Origin of the sequence: Pseudomonas sp. W2Jun17 (assembly GCF_023127795.1) — a bacterium.
GTDB classification, from domain to species: Bacteria; Pseudomonadota; Gammaproteobacteria; order Pseudomonadales; family Pseudomonadaceae; genus Aquipseudomonas; species Aquipseudomonas synxantha_A.
Window position 1 is genome coordinate 58,211 of the sequence record NZ_SPKO01000002.1, and the last position, 18,243, is coordinate 76,453.

The 18,243-nt window shown below is 60.0% G+C and carries 17 protein-coding genes; 4 read left to right on the top strand and 13 right to left on the bottom strand.

Features of this window, described 5'->3' with window-relative positions; all coding sequences use genetic code 11:
- The first annotated feature begins 7 nt into the window (after positions 1 to 7).
- Positions 8 to 1,183, top strand: a complete 1,176-nt coding sequence (locus E4O98_RS00695) for an aminotransferase class V-fold PLP-dependent enzyme (RefSeq protein ID WP_248092670.1) — start codon at positions 8 to 10, stop codon at positions 1,181 to 1,183.
- A 202-nt stretch (positions 1,184 to 1,385) separates the two neighbouring features.
- Here E4O98_RS00695 and E4O98_RS00700 read toward each other — a convergent pair whose 3' ends face one another.
- The 3 genes from E4O98_RS00700 to zwf are packed head-to-tail and all read right to left on the bottom strand — an operon-like array spanning position 1,386 to position 4,235.
- The gene (locus E4O98_RS00700) at positions 1,386 to 2,051 is read right to left on the bottom strand and encodes a bifunctional 4-hydroxy-2-oxoglutarate aldolase/2-dehydro-3-deoxy-phosphogluconate aldolase (RefSeq protein WP_032803689.1); all 666 of its coding nucleotides are present in this window, start codon (positions 2,049 to 2,051) and stop codon (positions 1,386 to 1,388) included.
- A 17-nt stretch (positions 2,052 to 2,068) separates the two neighbouring features.
- Positions 2,069 to 2,782 carry a 6-phosphogluconolactonase gene (pgl, locus tag E4O98_RS00705; protein ID WP_032879760.1) on the bottom strand — a complete coding sequence of 238 codons (714 nt, stop codon included), beginning with the start codon at positions 2,780 to 2,782 and terminating at the stop codon, positions 2,069 to 2,071.
- Positions 2,769 to 4,235, bottom strand: a complete 1,467-nt coding sequence (zwf, locus tag E4O98_RS00710) for a glucose-6-phosphate dehydrogenase (protein ID WP_032879759.1) — start codon at positions 4,233 to 4,235, stop codon at positions 2,769 to 2,771. Before zwf ends, pgl begins: the two co-directional genes overlap by 14 nt.
- Positions 4,236 to 4,454: 219 nt before the next feature.
- Here zwf and E4O98_RS00715 point away from each other — a divergent pair, with 219 nt between their 5' ends.
- Entirely contained in the window at positions 4,455 to 5,315 is an 861-nt protein-coding gene (locus tag E4O98_RS00715) for a MurR/RpiR family transcriptional regulator (RefSeq protein ID WP_169856377.1), read from the top strand.
- A 121-nt stretch (positions 5,316 to 5,436) separates the two neighbouring features.
- Here E4O98_RS00715 and E4O98_RS00720 read toward each other — a convergent pair whose 3' ends face one another.
- The 10 genes from E4O98_RS00720 to E4O98_RS00765 all read right to left on the bottom strand — a co-directional run bounded on the left by E4O98_RS00720 (position 5,437) and on the right by E4O98_RS00765 (position 16,678).
- Entirely contained in the window at positions 5,437 to 6,282 is an 846-nt protein-coding gene (locus E4O98_RS00720) for a D-hexose-6-phosphate mutarotase (protein WP_005790774.1), read from the bottom strand.
- Between the two features lie 98 nt (positions 6,283 to 6,380).
- Positions 6,381 to 7,730 carry a carbohydrate porin gene (locus E4O98_RS00725; protein ID WP_078822158.1) on the bottom strand — a complete coding sequence of 450 codons (1,350 nt, stop codon included), beginning with the start codon at positions 7,728 to 7,730 and terminating at the stop codon, positions 6,381 to 6,383.
- Between the two features lie 137 nt (positions 7,731 to 7,867).
- Positions 7,868 to 9,031 carry a sn-glycerol-3-phosphate ABC transporter ATP-binding protein UgpC gene (gene ugpC, locus E4O98_RS00730; RefSeq protein ID WP_103734747.1) on the bottom strand — a complete coding sequence of 388 codons (1,164 nt, stop codon included), beginning with the start codon at positions 9,029 to 9,031 and terminating at the stop codon, positions 7,868 to 7,870.
- A 2-nt stretch (positions 9,032 to 9,033) separates the two neighbouring features.
- On the bottom strand, positions 9,034 to 9,879 hold the full coding sequence (locus E4O98_RS00735) for a carbohydrate ABC transporter permease (RefSeq protein WP_005790778.1): 846 nt from the start codon (positions 9,877 to 9,879) through the stop codon (positions 9,034 to 9,036).
- On the bottom strand, positions 9,872 to 10,780 hold the full coding sequence (locus tag E4O98_RS00740; protein ID WP_248133932.1) for a sugar ABC transporter permease: 909 nt from the start codon (positions 10,778 to 10,780) through the stop codon (positions 9,872 to 9,874). Before E4O98_RS00740 ends, E4O98_RS00735 begins: the two co-directional genes overlap by 8 nt.
- Positions 10,781 to 10,946: 166 nt before the next feature.
- On the bottom strand, positions 10,947 to 12,233 hold the full coding sequence (locus E4O98_RS00745; RefSeq protein ID WP_032879756.1) for an ABC transporter substrate-binding protein: 1,287 nt from the start codon (positions 12,231 to 12,233) through the stop codon (positions 10,947 to 10,949).
- A 104-nt stretch (positions 12,234 to 12,337) separates the two neighbouring features.
- The gene (locus tag E4O98_RS00750) at positions 12,338 to 13,597 is read right to left on the bottom strand and encodes an AGE family epimerase/isomerase (protein WP_248133934.1); all 1,260 of its coding nucleotides are present in this window, start codon (positions 13,595 to 13,597) and stop codon (positions 12,338 to 12,340) included.
- A gap of 185 nt (positions 13,598 to 13,782) precedes the next feature.
- Positions 13,783 to 14,607, bottom strand: coding sequence for an ATPase (locus tag E4O98_RS00755; RefSeq protein WP_032879754.1), 825 nt, complete (start codon positions 14,605 to 14,607; stop codon positions 13,783 to 13,785).
- A 126-nt stretch (positions 14,608 to 14,733) separates the two neighbouring features.
- Complete coding sequence (locus E4O98_RS00760) at positions 14,734 to 15,732, bottom strand: NAD-dependent epimerase/dehydratase family protein (protein ID WP_032879753.1); 999 nt, start codon at positions 15,730 to 15,732, stop codon at positions 14,734 to 14,736.
- Positions 15,733 to 15,784: 52 nt separating this feature from the next.
- Positions 15,785 to 16,678 carry a LysR family transcriptional regulator ArgP gene (locus E4O98_RS00765; protein ID WP_032879751.1) on the bottom strand — a complete coding sequence of 298 codons (894 nt, stop codon included), beginning with the start codon at positions 16,676 to 16,678 and terminating at the stop codon, positions 15,785 to 15,787.
- 100 nt (positions 16,679 to 16,778) lie between these two features.
- On the opposite strand from E4O98_RS00765, the gene E4O98_RS00770 reads away from it, so the two are divergent.
- Complete coding sequence (locus E4O98_RS00770; RefSeq protein ID WP_032879749.1) at positions 16,779 to 17,378, top strand: LysE/ArgO family amino acid transporter; 600 nt, start codon at positions 16,779 to 16,781, stop codon at positions 17,376 to 17,378.
- A 178-nt stretch (positions 17,379 to 17,556) separates the two neighbouring features.
- A complete protein-coding gene (locus E4O98_RS00775; RefSeq protein ID WP_003212997.1) occupies positions 17,557 to 18,153 on the top strand; it encodes a Fe-Mn family superoxide dismutase in 597 nt (198 codons plus the stop codon).
- The last annotated feature ends 90 nt before the right edge of the window (positions 18,154 to 18,243 follow it).

An 18,243-nucleotide genomic window follows, 5' to 3' on the forward strand; every position in this document is an offset into this window, starting at 1 on the left:
ACTCGCCATGCCAAGGAATGCCGACAACGAACGCCACTGGCACACCATCGCCCAGTGCTATGACCTGCAACCCGGGCCGATCAACCTGGAAAACGGCTACTTCGGGCGTATGAGCCGTGCAGTGCAGGCGCAATACCTTGAGCACATCAGCTTTATCAACCGCAGCAACTCGGTGCATGTGCGCCAACGTTTCGAGCAAGGTGAAAACGTCGAGATTCGCCGCACGCTGGCGGCATTGATTGACGTCGACCCCGAGTCGATCGCCTTCACGCGCAACGCTACCGAAGCCTTACAGTCGCTGATCCGCAACTACAACCGCCTGCAACCCGGCGACCAGGTGCTGATCAGCGATTTGGAGTACGACACGGTCAAGGGCGCCATGCGCTGGCTTGCCGATGTTCGCGGCGTGGAGGTGATCGAGGTGTCACACACCCACCCGGCCAGTTTCGACAGCCTGGTGCAGACGTATAACGAGGCGTTCGCGCAGTATCCGCGTCTTAAACTGATGGCCCTGACGCATGTCACTCACCGCACCGGCCTGGTGATGCCCGTTGCGGCCATTGCCAAGGCCGCACGCGAACAGCATATCGACGTGATCCTCGACGGCGCCCACGCCCTGGGCCAGTTCGAGTTCAACCTGGCTGAACTGGGCATCCAATTCGCGGGGTTCAACCTGCACAAATGGATGGGTGCACCGCTGACCCTGGGCTTTTTATATATCGCCCCCGAGCGCCTGGCCGATATCGACCCGGACATGGGCGAGTTTCACTACCCGGCCACGGATGTGCGCGCTCGTACGTCCTACAGCACACCGAACTTTCCCGCGCTGATGACCTTGCCGTTGGTGTTTGAAGAACATCGGCAATTGGGTGGCGCCGCGGCCAAGGGTGCGCGGGTCAATTACCTGCGGGATCTGTGGGTAAACCAGGTGCGCCCCTTGCAGGGTATTGAAGTGCTGACCTCGGATGATCCGCGGCTGTATTGCGGGATCACCGCGTTCAAGTTCCTCGGGCGGGATCAGCAGGTGATGGTGGATCGTATGCTCAGGGACTACGACTTGTTTACCACCACGCGTGTGGGTGCGTCGTTTGGCACCTGTATTCGGGTGACACCAGGGTTGGTGACATCGGCAGCGGACATCGACGTGCTAGTCAACGCCATTAACCAGTTGAGCACAGATTAAACATGTGGGAGCTGGCTTGCCTGCGATGGCGGTGTATCAGCGCAAGAGATGTCAGCTGACCCACCGCTATCGCAGGCAAGCCAGCTCCCACAGTTGAACATCGGTGTTCTTGAGGTTTCTGCAGGCAAAAAAAAGCGGCACACCGACCAAGTGCACCGCAAAAATGCCGTTAAGCACAGCAACAACGATTCTGTAAATCCGCTTAGTCCAGCAGCGCCAGCGCCTGTGCGGTAACTTCCTGGATGCGTGCCCAGTCGCCGTTCCTGACCCACTCAGGATCAAGCATCCAGCTACCGCCCACGCACATCACGTTTTTCAACGCCATGTAGCTTTTGATATTGGCCGGACCGACGCCGCCGGTCGGGCAGAATTTCACTTCGCCAAACGGGCCGCCCAGCGCCTTGATGGCCGCGACGCCGCCGCTGACTTCGGCCGGGAACAACTTGAAGCGGCGGTAACCCAGGCCGTAGCCTTCCATGATACCGGAGGCATTGCTGATGCCCGGCAGCAGCGGGATCGGGCTGTGTACCGAGGCTTCCAGCAGGTCGCGGGTAATGCCAGGGGTGACGATAAATTGCGAGCCCGCCACTTCGGCCGCTTCGAGCATGTGACGATCAAGCACGGTACCGGCACCGGTGCACAGCTCAGGACGTTGCTCACGCAAGACCTGAATGGCCTTGAGGCCGAACTCGGAACGCAGGGTCACTTCCAACGCGGTCAAACCGCCAGCTGCCAGGGCATCGGCCAGCGGCAGGATGTCCTGCTCGCGGGCGATGGTAATCACCGGCAGGATCCGCGCCTTGGCGCAGAGACTGTCGATCAAGGCAACTTTATCCGCCATGGACACGGTCGGTTGAGGGCTTTTCATAGCGGCTGATCCTTGGCTCATGGGCACCAGTAAATCTCGAGAGTAGGTTGCAAAAACGCGCGAATCGGCATGGCAGCAACATCGTCGCTGGCCAGCGCGGCGCTCAAGGTGGTCAATTTCGAACTGCCGGAAATAGACAGCACGGTGTAGTTGGCCGTCGCCAGCAGCGCACGACTCATGGTCAGGCGCTGGTGCGGCACGGTTGGCGCCAGCATCGGCCAGCAACGGCGAGTACCGTCGGCCTTCAGTGCCTCTGCCAGGTTGGGGCTGTTGGGGAACAGCGAGGCGGTGTGGCCGTCATCGCCCATGCCCAGCACCAGCACATCAATGCCGGGCAGTTCGGCCAGCAGGCGATCGGCCTGCTCGGCAGCGTCTTCAAGGTTGGCGGCGGCACTGTACAGGCTGAGGAACCTGGCCGCGGCTGCCGGGCCTTGCAGCAGGTGCTGCTTCAACAGGCCGGCATTGCTGTCGGCGTGTTCGACCGGTACCCAGCGTTCATCGGCCAGGGTGACGGTGACCCTGGACCAGTCCAGCCCCTGCTTGGCCAGGTTCTGGAAAAACGCCACGGGGCTGCGTCCACCGGACACCACCAGCGTCGCCTCGCCACGGGCGCTGATGGCAGCGCGCAGTTGTTCGGCCACGTCATGGGCCAGGCCATCGGCCAGCAGCGTGGGCGTACGGTACTCATGGGCAGTAACGCCCTGAGGCAGTTTCAATTCAGATATCGCCATACCACGACCTCCCATCCCGCGTAATCAGTGCAATCGAGCTCATCGGCCCCCAGGACCCCGCCGCATACGGCTTGGGTGCATCACCGGACTTTTTCCAGCCGGCGATCAACTGGTCACACCACTTCCACGCAGCTTCGATTTCATCTTTGCGAACAAACAGGTTCTGATTGCCGCGCATCACTTCCAGCAACAACCGCTCGTAGGCATCCGGGATGCGTGCGCTGCGATAGGTGTCGGAAAAATTCAGTTGCAGTGGCCCGCTGCGCAGTTGCATGCCCTTGTCCAGGCCCTGCTCTTTGGTCATCACGCGCAAGGAAATACCTTCGTCCGGTTGCAGGCGAATGATCAGCTTGTTGCTGATCTGCAGGCGCTGCTCGGGGGCGAAGATGTAGTGGGACGGTTCCTTGAAATGGATGACAATCTGCGACAGCTTTTGCGGCATACGTTTGCCAGTACGCAGGTAGAACGGCACCCCGGCCCAACGCCAGTTGCGAATATCGGCACGCAGGGCGACGAAGGTTTCGGTGTCGCTCTGGGTGTTGGAATTGTCTTCTTCCAGATAACCCGGCACGGCTTTGCCCGCACTGTAGCCGGCAATGTATTGGCCGCGTACCACCTGGGTGGTCAGGCCCTCGGGGCTGATCGGCGCCAGGGCCTTGAGCACCTTGACCTTCTCGTCGCGGATACTGTCGGCGGACAGGTCGGCCGGCGGGTCCATGGCGATCAGGCACAGCAACTGCAGCAGGTGGTTCTGGATCATGTCACGCAGCTGGCCGGCCTTGTCGAAGTAGCCCCAACGGCCTTCGATGCCGACCTGCTCGGCCACGGTGATTTCCACGTGTGAAATGTAGTTCTGGTTCCACTGGGTTTCGAACAAACTGTTGGCGAAACGCAGGGCGATCAGGTTCTGGACGGTTTCTTTGCCCAGATAGTGGTCGATACGGTAGGTGCGGTTTTCCGGGAAAAACTGCGCCACCGCATCGTTGACCTTGCGCGAGGATTCCAGGTCAGAACCGATGGGCTTTTCCAGGACCACGCGGGTGTTTTCCGCCAGGCCCACCTTGGACAGGTTCTCGCAGATAGCCCCGTACACCGCCGCGGGGGTAGCGAAGTAGGCGATCAGGCGTTGTTCGCCGCCGACCTTCTCGGCAAGGGCGACGTAGTCGTCAGCCTTCATGAAGTCGACATGCACGTAGGCCAGGCGCGCAAGGAAGCGCGCGGCCACGGCCTCGTCGAGTTCCTTGCCGACGTATTTACGCAATTCTTTTTCGATATGGGCCAGGTGTTGCTGCTCGCTGCCGGCTTCACGGGCCAGGGCCAGGATGCGTGTATCGTCGTGCAGCAGCCCGGCGCCATCGAGTTGATAGAGGGCAGGAAATAACTTGCGCAGCGCCAGATCACCCAAGGCGCCAAACAGGGCAAAGGTGCAGGGTTCTACGGTTATCGAAGGCATGATGTTTGTTCTTTTATCAAGTTAAGCTACAAATACCTTTTTTCAAGGCATCACTCAAGGAAAAATGTAGTAATAACCACAACATTTTCCGGAAATACGCATTGCGAGTGGTGGTGTTCAGCTACCCTCAGTAGGATAGGCCACCGCGAAAAGCCAGTCGTCGATTGGTTGCCGCCCTTTATTTGCATCGTCGCCCGAAGGAAAGACTGAATGGACCGCGTGCGAAATCTTCTGGAACAGATCCGGAACCGCCTCGAAGAATTAAACAAGGCCGAGCGCAAAGTCGCTGAAGTCATCCTGCTCAACCCGCAGCAGGCTACACGCTTCTCGATCGCCGCCCTCGCCCAGGCCGCCTCGGTCAGCGAACCGACGGTCAACCGCTTCTGCCGTTCGTTCGGCGTCAGCGGTTACCCTGAACTTAAATTGCAGCTGGCGCAAAGCCTGGCCAGTGGCGCCGCGTATGTCAGCCGTGCCGTGGAGGCCGATGATAACCCCGAGGCCTACACCCAGAAGATCTTTGGCAGCGCCATTGCGTCCCTGGACAGCGCTTGCCAGGCCCTGGACCCGGCGCTGATCAGCAAGGCGGTGGACTTGTTGATCCAGGCGCGCCAGATCCACTTCTTCGGCCTGGGCGCCTCGGCGCCGGTGGCCATGGATGCGCTGCACAAATTTTTCCGCTTCAACCTGGCAGTGACCGCTCATGCGGACGTGCTGATGCAGCGCATGATCGCTTCGGTAGCGCATACCGGCGAGCTGTTCGTGATCATTTCCTACACCGGACGCACACGCGAACTGGTGGAAGTGGCGCGTATCGCCAGGGAAAACGGTGCGTCAGTGTTGGGCGTGACCGCCGAAAACTCGCCGCTTGCCAAGGCCAGTACAGTAAGCCTGAACATCCCGTTGCCGGAAGACACCGATATCTACATGCCGATGACTTCTCGGATCATCCAATTGACCGTGCTGGATGTGCTGGCGACCGGCATGACCCTGCGTCGCGGGGTGGATTTCCAGCCGCATTTGCGCAAGATCAAAGAGAGTTTGAATGACAGCCGGTATCCGGTGGGGGATGAGTTCAACTAAGCCTGGACCTGTGTTGGCTGCACTGGCCTCATCGGGAGCAAGCCCCCTCCCACAGTTTGATGTGTGAATACCTTCAAATGTGGGAGCTGGCTTGCCTGCGATAGCGCCATCAGCCACACCGCTAAGCTCCAGCCCGAGCCTGCAGACTCAAATGCGCCCTCTCCCCCGGCGCCAGGCTCGCACCGGCCATCGCCGACTCCACGCACACAAACCCCGACGCCTCGTTAAAGCTCACGCCCAACAGCGGTCGGCTACCTGGATGCCACACCACCGTGTCGGCGCTGTCGCCGGTGTCGATGCACAATTCACGCTGCCAGGCGTGGTCCTTGAGCTGTAGTTCGCCCTCATGCTGGAACACCCGCTGGCAACCGCCATCGACCCGCAGTTCACCTTCCTGCTGGCAGACCTGACGGTTGAGCTGATCATAACCTTGCGCGCCGTCGAGCCCAGACAGCGCTACCTCGTCAACGTGACCAATACGCCAGTAAGCGTGCAAAGCATGGCTCAACTGGCACGGCAACTCGTCCTGGTGCTCGGTGCTCAGGCGCAGTTCCAGGGTTTCGCCCAAGTGCGCGTGCAAGTCCACCTGCCAGTCGCACAATTGCAATTGCCAGTGCAGGCGCACGCCATCGTCATCGGTGCTGCTGTCGAGCAGCTTCCAGTCAATCAGGCGCGCCCAGCCATGGGACGGCCACGCGTTTTCGCTGGGGTGACGGCCATACCACGGCCAGCACACCGGTACGCCACCACGGATAGCCCCGACTTGCGGCCATTTGGCGGCACACCACAGCCACGGCTTCTGGCCCGTCGGTTGAAAGTGCAGCAATTGCGCACCCTGGCGACTGAACACCGCCTGGCACAGGGGGTGGTCGATCACCAACACATCGCGCATCTGAAAGCGCTCCCAGGCGAACACCGGTCGCTCGCGCAGGGATTTGAAAAAGCGTTGCAGCGGTTGCTCATGCATGTGCACAGGTTCCGAATATCACAGTGCAAGCCAAAAAAAAGCGGATAGCCATGGCTACCCGCAAATGCGCACAGAGAGAGGAGCTTATCGCAACAGCGTTAGAAGGTAGACTGAATTTTCAGGCCGGCGACCAAGGCGTTGTCGACTTGATCCACACCACCTGGGTGGGTGATGTATTGCAGGTTAGGGCGTACGGTCAGCCAATTGGTGACATGGAAGCCGTAGTTGATTTCGTAGTTGTATTCGGTACCTTGCAGCGGCATGTAACCGGCCTGGCTGTAGTCAGTAAAACCACCTGCCGCGTTACGCAGCTCTGCGGTTTTCTTCACGTCATCGTTGACATGGATACGGGCAAAACCGATGCCGATGTCATCCTTTGGACGCGCATCGAACGGGCCCTTGTACACAAACATCAGCGACTGATAGTTGTCGATGAAGTTGGTGTCCTTGTCGTGGAAGGTGACGTTAGCCGCAACGTTCAGACCACGGGAGGCATCACCATTGTGAGTGGTGAGTTGCTGTTGCACCACGCCCCAGTAGCCGCTTTTGCTGTTGCGAACGCGCAGGGCATCGCCAGTGGCGCCAGCGTCGCCGCCATTGACGTCTTCGCGCACATCATCAGCGTCAGCCGTGCTCTTGTAGTAACCCACGCGGTACTCGCCCGGCAGGCCATTGACCTTCGGCGACCACACCAATTCAACTGGCAACACGGTGCCCTTGGTACCGCTGCCGCTGAGCTTGAAGCCGTTGCCCATTTCGGTTTGCGATGGGTTCTGGTTGTACGCGCCAATTTGCGCATACAGTTCAGGCGTGATGTGGTATTTCACACGCAGAGCGGCCTGGCTGACGGGCCAGTTGTACCAGATGTTGGTGGCCCAGTTACCCACTTGGGAACCGCAGAACGCCAGGTTCTGGAACTCGCAGGGGAAGGTGTTGAAGTCTTCGCCTTCACCGAAGTAACCGGCTTTGACGTCCAGCTTGCCGTCGAGGAACTGATGCTGGATCCACAGTTGGGTCAGACGCACCATGTGGCCACGGCCATACACTTCCTGCGATGAACTCAAGGTGCCAGCACGCGGGTCACCAACACGGTCGTTGGAGATGTTCTCGCCATTACGATTGGTCAACTGGATCTTGGCCTGGGTGTTATCCCAGCCCCACAGTTTTTGCAGGTCCAGTGCCACGCCAAGACCAAACTGGTCAGAGTAGCGACCGGTCTTGTCGTCGTTATAACCGCCGTGGGCGTTGTAGCCCATCTCCCCAACGTAGTCGGCCTTGATGTCGATACCTTGCTCGATCAGCTTGGTACGCTCACCGCCCCAATCGCCGGTCATCCATTTGGAATCGGCACTGAAGGCTTCATCCGCCATCGCATTGGCGGACAAAACCAGGGCTGCTACCGCTGACAGCTGGCAGATCAGCCGGGTGTTGTTGTGTTGCTTTTTCATCCCTACATCCTCGTCTTTATTGTTATTAAACTGTTTTTATCTAACGCGGGTTACATTTTTTAACTAAAACAACTGGTTATCTTCTTTTTCCTGTGGGAACCGGGCTTGCCCGCGATGCAGGCGCCTCGGTCCTGCAGTTACAACGCGGTGACGCCATCGCGGGCAAGCCCGGCTCCCACAGATGCCCCCAGTGAGCCAGCAGTCCCCAATCGCTCACCGGTCTTGGCGTCAAACAGCAACACCTTGGCCGGGTCGAATTGCAGCGTCAGTGTCTCACCCACCTGCGGCGCGACGTCCGGCGCCAAACGGCAGCAGACCTTGGTGTCGTTGAGCTGCACAAACACCAGCGTGTCCGGGCCGGTCGGCTCGGTCACCTGCACTTCGGCACGAATACTCGACGAGCCATTGCCCTCGCCCGCCGCCAACACGATCTGCTCCGGGCGCAGGCCGAGGATCACATCGCGGTCTTCAAGCCCGGCGTCATTCATGCTCAGCGGCAACTCGCAACGGGCCTGGCCGCTGTCCAGCAGCGCGACCAGGCGACCGTCCTTGCGTTGCAGGCGCAAAGGCACGAAGTTCATCGGTGGTGAACCGATAAAGCTTGCCACAAACAGGTTGGCCGGGTCGTTATAGATTTCTTTCGGCGTGCCGAATTGTTGGATGATGCCGTCCTTCATCACCGCCACTTTGTCGCCCAGGGTCATTGCTTCGATCTGGTCGTGGGTGACGTAGACGGTGGTGGTTTTCAGACGCTGGTGCATCAGCTTCATTTCGGTGCGCATCTCGACGCGCAATTTGGCGTCGAGGTTGGACAGCGGTTCGTCGAACAGGTAGATCTTCGGCCGGCGCGCCAGCGCTCGGCCCATGGCCACACGCTGCTGCTGGCCACCGGACAGTTGGCCCGGCTTGCGGTTGAGCAGGTGTTCGATCTGCAGCAGCTTGGCCACGCGTGCGACTTCGGCGTCGATGTCGGCTTGCGGCATCTTGCGAATCTTCAGGCCGAACTCGATGTTCTCGCGCACGCTCATGGTCGGGTACAGCGCATAGGACTGGAACACCATGGCGATGTCGCGATCCTTGGGGCTCATGCCGCTGACATCCTGGTCGCCGATCATGATCGCGCCGCCGGTGATGGTCTCAAGGCCGGCGATGCAGTTCATCAGCGTGGACTTGCCGCACCCCGAAGGGCCGACCAGGATCAGGAATTCGCCTTCCTTGATCGACAGTTCGATGTTCTTCAAGGTGTCGGGCAGGCCGGCGCCGTAGGTTTTGTTTACATTGCGAAGTTCAAGCGTAGCCATGATTACCCCTTGACCGCGCCGGCCGTGAGGCCGCGCACGAAATACTTGCCTGCGATCACATAGACCAGCAGGGTCGGCAGCCCGGCAATCATCGCCGCCGCCATATCCACGTTATATTCCTTGGCCCCGGTGCTGGTGTTGACCAGGTTGTTCAGCGCCACCGTGATGGGCTGCGAGTCGCCGCTGGAGAACACCACGCCGAACAGGAAGTCGTTCCAGATCTGTGTGAACTGCCAGATCAGGCAGACCATGATGATCGGCGTCGACATCGGCAGAATGATCTGCCGGAAGATGGTGAAGAAACCCGCACCGTCCAGGCGTGCCGCCTTGATCAGCGCATCCGGGATGCTTACGTAGTAGTTACGGAAAAACAGCGTGGTGAACGCCAGGCCGTAGACCACGTGGATAAACACCAGGCCGGTGGTGGTGCTGGCCAGGCCCATCTTGCCGAGGGTGAACGACGCGGGCAGCAGCACGGTCTGGAACGGCAGGAAGCAGCCGAACAGCAACAATCCAAAGAACAGTTGCGAGCCTCGGAAACGCCAGAACGACAACACATAGCCATTCAAGGCCCCGATGGCGGTGGAAATCAGCACGGCTGGAACGGTGATCTTGATCGAGTTCCAGAAGTAACCATCCACAGTGGCCCAGGCCTTGACCCAGCCGATGCCACTGACCACGGTCGGCCAGCTCAGCAGGTTGCCGCTGCTGATGTCTTCGGGAGTCTTGAAGCTGGTGAGCAGCATCACCACCAGCGGCACCAGGTACAGCAGCACGGCGAGGATCAGCACCGCATAGATCGCGATACGACTCAGGCTGATGGCAGGTTTGGAGGCGAGACTAGTCATTACGTTTGGTCCTCAGCTCGGAGTAGAGGTACGGCACGATGATCGCGAGGATCGCACCGAGCATCAGGATTGCACTGGCCGAGCCCATGCCCATCTGGCCACGGCTGAAGGTGAACGAGTACATGAACATCGCCGGCAGATCGGACGAATAGCCCGGGCCACCCGCGGTCATCGCCGCCACCAGGTCGAAGCTCTTGATCGCAATGTGCGCCAGGATCATCACGGCACTGAAGAACACCGGACGCAGGCTGGGCAGCACCACGCTCCAATAGATGCGCGGCAGGCTGGCACCGTCGATCTGGGCGGCGCGGATGATCGATTGATCAACCCCACGCAGGCCAGCCAGGAACATCGCCATGATAAAGCCCGAGGCTTGCCACACAGCGGCGATCACCAGGCAGTAGACCACGCGGTCGGGGTCGATCAGCCAGTCGAGACGGAAGCCTTCCCAGCCCCAATCCCGCAGAAGTTTGTCCAGGCCCATGCCCGGGTTGAGCAGCCATTTCCAGGCGGTACCGGTGACGATCATCGAAAGCGCCATCGGGTACAGGTAAATGGTGCGGATAAAGCCTTCGCGGCGGATTTTCTGGTCGAGGAAAATCGCCAGCGTCACGCCGATCACCAGGGTGATGCCAATGAACATGCCGCCGAATACGGCCAGGTTCTTGCTCGCCACCCACCAGCGGTCGTTGTCGAACAGCCGCTGATACTGCGCCAGGCCCGCCCATTTGTAGCTGGGCAGGAACGTGGAAGTGGTGAACGACAGCACGAACGTCCACAGGATGTAGCCGTAAAAGCCTACCAGCACGATGAACATGCTCGGCGCCAGTACCAGTTTGGGTAGCCAGCGTTGCAGCACATCGAACGGCGAGGCCTTGCTGAACACAGCAACAGAACTCATGGGAAAATCCACTACAGGGAAAAAGGACTACAAGGTGAGTCTCTTGTCGAACGCGGTTTGTGTGGAAGCTGGCTCGCCTGCGATGGCATCACCTCGGTGTCACCGGTACACCGAGTTGTCTGCATCGCGGGCAAGCCCGGCTCCCACAAAAATCCGCTACCAAGTGTTACTTGGCCGACTTGATCGCAGCACCCAGCTTCTTGGCGGTGTCGGCCGGGTCGGCTTTCGGGTCGTTGATGTAGTTGGTCACTACGTCAAAGAACGCACCTTGCACCGCCAGGGTAGTGGCCATGTTGTGCGCCATGCTTGGCTGCAGGCCGCCCGTCTTGGCGTCGGTCAGGAAGTCCTTGGCGGCGGTCTGGGCGCAGGAGTCGAAGCCGTAGGAATCCATCTTGGTCAGCATGTCGTTACGCACAGGGATCGAGCCCTTGTTGATGCTGAACACTTTCTGGAAGTTTTCACCCAGCACGACTTTGGCGATGTCCTGCTGGCCAGCAGCAGTGCCTTTGTCTTTCTGCTTGAACACCGCCAGGGAGTCGATGTTGTAGGTGAAAGCTTTGTCGGTGCCCGGGAACGCTACGCACTCGTAGTCCTTGCCGGCGACTTTCTTGGCGGCAGTCCACTCGGACTTGGCCCAGTCACCCATGATCTGCATGCCGGCCTTGCCGTTGATGACCTTGCCGGCTTCGAGGTTCCAGTCCTGGCCTTTGCCGTCGACATCCATGTAGGTCGCGACTTTCTTCAGCTCGGTGAGTGCCTTGACCATTTCCGGGCCGGTCAGCGCGCCGTTATCCAGGTCGACCAGGGCTTTCTTGTAGCCATCAGCCCCCATGACCGAGAGCACTACCGCTTCGAAAACGGTGCTGTCCTGCCAAGGCTGGCCGCCGTGGGCAAGCGCAATGAAACCTGCAGCTTTGAGCTTGTCGCCGGCTGCGTAGAATTCTTCGAGGGTGGTTGGGTTCTTGGTGATACCGGCTTTCTTGAAGACTTCCGGGTTGATCCACAGCCAGTTCACGCGGTGAATATTCACCGGTACGGCTACGTAGTCACCGTCGTACTTCACGGTGTCGGAGACTTTCTTGTCGAGCAGGGAATCCCACTTTTCTTCTTTGGCGACGTCTTTGAGCACGTCGGTATCGAGCAGGCCAGTGGACGCCCATTCCTGAATGTCGGGGCCTTTGATCTGGGCTACGCCCGGTGGGTTGCCGGCAACCGCACGGCTTTTCAGCACGGTCATGGCCGTGGCGCCACCGCCACCTGCAACGGCACCGTCTTTCCAGGTGAAGCCGTCTTTCTCAACTTGGGCCTTCAGGACATCCACAGCCGCTTTTTCACCACCGGAAGTCCACCAATGCACCACTTCCACCGTACCTTTGGAGTCGGCGGCAAATGCACTGAGGGGAAACAACGAGGCAATGGAAATAGCGACGGCGAGGCGATTAATCGCGTTCATCTGAGTACCTTTTCTTGTTGTTATGCATGCAAGTCTAGAGCTTGCGCTGCACGGAGTTTAAACAGGGATTTTCCAGGCGCAGGTAACAAAGGGACGCACAAATGTCACCACTTGGTGACATAACGCCCGTTGCCCAATGCACTGGCCAGGCTGGGTGCCAAGGGTAACGCAGGCAGCACGACCGCTTGCCAGGCATGGTACAGATCAGGTTTGCCGCCCCAGATTTTGCTGCTGGGTTGGTTGTGCGGGCTGAGTTCGTGGTGCCAACTGCCATGGAGCCGATCGATGAAGTGGGTTTCACAAAACTCCCAGATGCGTCGATACCAGATCTCGTAATGCAGTTCACCGGTACGTTTGAGCAGTGCCTGAGCAGCGGCGCTGGCTTCTGCGTGGGTCCAGTGCAAGCGCTCGCGTACAACCGGGCGCCGACTCCAATCCAAAGTGTAGACAATGCCCGGTGCACCATCCACGGCCCAGGCATATTCACAGGCGCTGGCAAACAGTCCTTTGGCGTCGTCAACCAACCAAGCCGGCGTATCCAGCCCGGCCTGCAGGCGCGCAGCTTCCAGGTGCAGTAGCAGCCGCGCCCATTCGAAACCGTGGCCGGGGGTTATGCCGTAAGGGCGAAACCCATCAGCGGGGTTATCTTCGTTGTAGCCCAGTAGAGGTTTCCACTGCGCGTCAAAGTGCTCGATCACCATGAACTGGTTGCTGGCGGCGTGGGTGTGGATCACCCGCTCGACGATGCGCAGCGCACGGTCCAGCCAACGGCTGTCAGCGGTGACATCGGCCAGGGCCAGGAAGGCTTCGGTGGCGTGCATGTTGCTGTTGGCGCCGCGATAGCCTTCGACACCACTCCAGTCCCGGGCGAAAGATTCAAGCATGACGCCCTCCTCCTCGCTCCAGAAGAACTGGTCGATGATATGAATGGCGTCGTTCAACAAGTTTTGCGCACCCGGCGCGCCAGCCACCACCGCAGAGCTGGCGGCCAGGGCCACGAATGCATGCAGGTACGCTGCTTTGCCGGTGTTGCCATCCAGGGCTTGGGGCGCGGCGAACCAGCCACCGTGCTCACTGTCGCGCAGCGGGCCGCTGAGAGCCGTCACGCCATGCGCCACCAGCTCGGCATAACCGGGCAGCCCCATCGCATGGGCCATGGCGAAGCTGTGGGTCATACGGGCGGTGTTCATGGTTTCGGCGCGGGCATCGGCGGGCAACTGGCCTTTATCGTCGAGGTTGCCGAACCCGTCCGGCAGGCGCGATGCCTTGGCGAACGCCAACAGGCGCTGGCCTTCAGCGGCGAGCCAGGCGTGGTGGGCAGGTGCATTCAGCCAACTGCTGGCAGGCAGTGGATGGGTGGTCATGGGTGGCCCTTATTGTTTTTTGTGGGATGACCGGAGTCTAAACAAGGGCGCGGTAGGGGCAAGTAACGAAGGGGAGAACAAATGTCACTATCTGGTGACAATCAATCTCCAAGTGAAAATCCAAAATGTGGGAGGGGGCTTGCTCCCTCCTACATTTAGATCTCATTCAAAGGCCATAACTTCGTTCATTGACCCAGCGGTGTGGCCGCAGCAGGCGCATTGAGGCGCTGGTTCAGATTCTGCACCTGGCTCTGCAAGGTGGTGATATTGCGCGTGGTCTGGATGCGGAACACATCAAACTCCTTGTTGGTCGGCGCATCGACGTTGGCAGGCTGGTTTTCCTGGGCACTCTTGAGTACCAGCAAATCCTGCTCAAGACGGGCGATGGCGGCGCCTGGATTGCCCTGCTTCTTCAAGGCTGCCACATCAGTGGACAAGTCCTTGATCTCACCTTGGGCCGCCTTGAGGCTGGCGACAGCGTCGGTCAGGGCCTGCACCTGGCCTTGCAGCTTGGCATTGGCAGCCGTCAGTTCGGTGGTACTGGCGCTCATCTGGGCCAGGCGACTGTCCAGCTCGGTGGCTTGGCCGGCGACGCCCAACTGTTGCTTGCCCTGCTCCTGCAACTGGGCTTGCAACTGCTTGATCTGCAATTTCAGCGCCTCGCTGCCGTTGTTCACGCTGGCTTCGCTGGCCACGACCTTGCCGGAAATATCCTGCAGGCGCCCCGCCGCTTCCTCGCTGATGCGGGCGAAGCTTTCCTGGGTGGCGACCAGCTGCTGGCCCATCAGGGAAATCTGCTGGAAGCTCCACCAGGCCAGGCCGGCGAAAGCAATCAGCAATGCGCCTACCAACGCCCACAACGGGCCGGTGCTGGCACTTTTAACTTTGACCACTGGTGTGGTTCGCGAGCGCACCGAAGTGGCGGCAGTCGGCACGAAATCATCGTCGTCCCCGAGGTCTGCCCGCAGGCTGGGCACGTTGTCGAAGTCGTCTTTTGCATCGTTACGCATGAATCTACCTTGAATCAATGAGGTGGCTGCTCAGAGGCCGAGCGGCGCAAGTATAAACCGTGCTCCAGACGCATAGGTCGACACGGTCCGGCGAATTCGGTTCCCGATGTGTTGCTGGTTATGAACTTACTTGAGGCCCGGATCCTGGGCTTTCCACCAACTGCAGAACTCATCGAGCGCGGCCCACAGGGTGACCTTGGGGTCGTAGTCCAGATAATGCCTGGCACGGCTGATGTCGAGGGTGAAATCTTTGTTCATCACCTGCATGCCCAAACGCGATAACGAAGGCTCCGGCCGCCCCGGCCACATCGCACAGAACGCCTCATTCAAGGCCGCCACGCTGTAGGACAAACCGTAAGACCGATAACGGGTCACTTGGGGCAGCTCCATTTGCCGCATCACATAATTGACCACATCCCATATAGGCACCGGTGCGCCGTTGCTGATGTTGTACGCCTTGCCCAGCGCCGAGCCGGGTGCGAGCAGGCTGCTGAGCAGCGCTTCATTGAGGTTGTGCACGCTGGTGAAGTCGACCTTGTTCAGGCCGTCGCCGACAATGGCCAGGCGGTTCTTGCGCTGCATCTTCAACAGCCGCGGGAAGATGCTCATGTCGCCGGCACCGGTGACAAAACGCGGGCGCAACGCCAACACCTCAAGACCGAACTCCTGGGCACCGAAGACCTTCTGCTCGGCCAGGTATTTGGTGGCGGCATAAGGATGCTTGAAACGCTTGGGCACCTGCTCTTCGGTGATGCCTGAATGGTCGCGGCCGTCGAAGTAGATCGACGGCGACGACAGGTGCACCAGTCGCCCCACGCGCTGCTTGAGGCAGGCTTCAACCACATTTTCAGTCACCAGCACATTGCCTTGGTGAAAGTCCTGATACTTGCCCCACAACCCGACGGCACCGGCGCAATGCACCACGGCTTCAACGTCGCGGCACAGGTCACGCACCAGGTCGGCATCATTCAAGTCACCCTGGATAAACTCGGCACCGCGCCGGACCAGGTGTTCGACACCCTCGGCGCGTCGCCCGTTGACCCGCACATCCAGGCCCTGTTCAAGGGCAAAACGCGCAAAGCGCCCGCCGATGAAGCCGCTCGCGCCGGTGACCAGAATTTTCATGTAGTACTCCGTGTTCTTTCGTTTTTCATCGCTGTGGCCTTGACGCCCGCCATCACTTCAACGGCACCAACCAGTGGCCACAAACCTGGGCCAGATGGTCGGTCAACAAGCCCAACAGTTGCCCGCCACTGCGCCAATGATGCCAGTACAGCGGCACATCGATGGGCTTATCTGGCAATAACTCCACCAATACGCCGGTTTCCATCTGGTCGCGCACCTGTAACTCGGGCACCAGGCCCCACCCAAGACCGGCTTCCGTCAGGCGAATAAAACCTTCGGACGACGGGCATAGATGGTGCTCAAAACCTCCGTTCACCCCGAGGGAAGCCAGGTAACGGTGTTGCAGGAAATCATCCGGGCCGAACACCAGCGCCGGCGTGCGCGCCAATTGATCGGCGCGCACGCCCGCCGGAAAATGCCGGGCAATAAACGCCGGGCTGGCCAGCGCCCGATAACGCATGGCGCCCAGTAACAGGCTGCGAGCACCGGCCACCGGGCGCTCGCTGGCACAGATACAGGCCGCAACCTCACCGGCGCGCATACGCTTGAGGCCCACAGTCTGGTCTTCGACCACCAGGTCCAGCAGCAAGTGCTGTTCGGCGCAGAAGTCGCTGATGGCCTCGGCCCACCATGTGGCCAGGCTGTCGGCATTCAGGGCGATGCGCAAGCGCTCGGGCATACCCTCCTCGTCCAGCGCCGGCACCTGGCTTTGCAGGTCACGCTCCAGCAAACGCACCTGTTGCACATGGTTGAGCAGGCGTCGGCCGATGTCGGTAGGGGTTGGGGGCGAGGCCCGTACCAGCACCGGCTGCCCGATACGCGCCTCCAGCAGCTTGATGCGCTGGGAGATCGCCGACTGCGACAGCCCCAGCACCTGGGCACCGCGCTCGAAGCCGGCTTGTTCCACCACCGCCGCCAGGGCGGAAAGCAACTTATAGTCGAACATCAGTTTTCCTAATGAGCGATCAGCAATATTGGTTTTTCTTATACAGGTCAGACCCGCACCATAGCCAGCATCGTTTAAGCATCAACAAGGATCCTTCAGTATGTGGCAGAGCTATATGAACGGCTTGCTGGTGGCCCTCGGGCTGATCATGGCAATCGGCACCCAGAACGCGTTCGTCCTCGCGCAAAGCCTGCGCCGCGAGCATCACTTGCCCGTCGCGGCCTTGTGCGTGATCTGCGATGCGCTGCTGGTGGCCGCCGGGGTGTTCGGCCTGGCCACCGTGCTGGCCCAGAGCCCGATACTGCTTGCGGTGGCACGCTGGGGCGGCGCAGCGTTCCTGCTGTGGTATGGCGCATGTGCGCTACGCCGGGCCTGTTCGAAACAAAGCCTGGATCAGGATGCCACTCTCAAGACCCGCTCATTGCGCGCGGTCCTGTTGAGCGCGCTGGCGGTGACCCTGCTAAATCCCCATGTGTACCTGGACACCGTGCTGCTGATCGGTTCCCTGGGCGCGCAACAAACGCAGCCGGGGGCTTACGTGGCCGGTGCCGCCAGCGCTTCGTTCCTGTGGTTCACCACCCTGGCACTCGGCGCGGCGTGGCTGGCACCCTGGCTCGCACGCCCGGCCACCTGGCGCCTGCTGGACTTGCTGGTGGCGGTGATGATGTTCTCGGTGGCCTACCAATTGATCAGCGCCTGACCAATAGTTGAAAACGCGCTGGAACCTCTATCCCACACAGTTGTTGCGTGGTTATGCCGCACCCCCGGTGCTATGATCGGACCCCTGCGCCGCAAAGAGTACAAACTCCCCGGCGCATGTTTGGCCGCCCGTGATCGGCCTTGCGCTCACCGCAACTGACCTGATTAGGAGAATCATCATGGCTTTCGAATTGCCGCCGCTGCCCTACGCACACGATGCCCTGCAGCCGCACATCTCCAAGGAAACCTTGGAATACCACCACGACAAGCACCACAACACCTATGTCGTGAACCTGAACAACCTGGTGCCTGGCACCGAGTTCGAAGGCAAGACCCTGGAAGAAATCGTCAAGTCTTCCTCGGGCGGCATCTTCAACAACGCCGCTCAGGTCTGGAACCACACCTTCTACTGGAACTGCCTGGCGCCAAACGCCGGCGGCCAACCAACCGGCGCACTGGCTGAGGCCATCAATGCGGCGTTCGGTTCGTTCGACAAGTTCAAGGAAGAGTTCACCAAGACGTCCGTCGGCACCTTCGGTTCCGGTTGGGGCTGGCTGGTGAAAAAGGCTGACGGTTCCCTGGCCCTGGCCAGCACCATCGGCGCCGGCAACCCGCTGACCAGCGGCGACACCCCGCTGCTGACCTGCGACGTATGGGAACACGCCTACTACATCGACTACCGCAACGTGCGTCCAAAGTATGTGGAAGCGTTCTGGAACCTGGTCAACTGGAAGTTCGTGGCTGAGCAGTTCGAAGGCAAGACCTTCACTGCCTAAGCAGCGCGTTCAGTAAAAAGAGCCCGGCGATTGCCGGGCTTTTTTGTGCTCGCCAGGCAGACCGCCCGGAAATAGCGGAACTCAACAGTA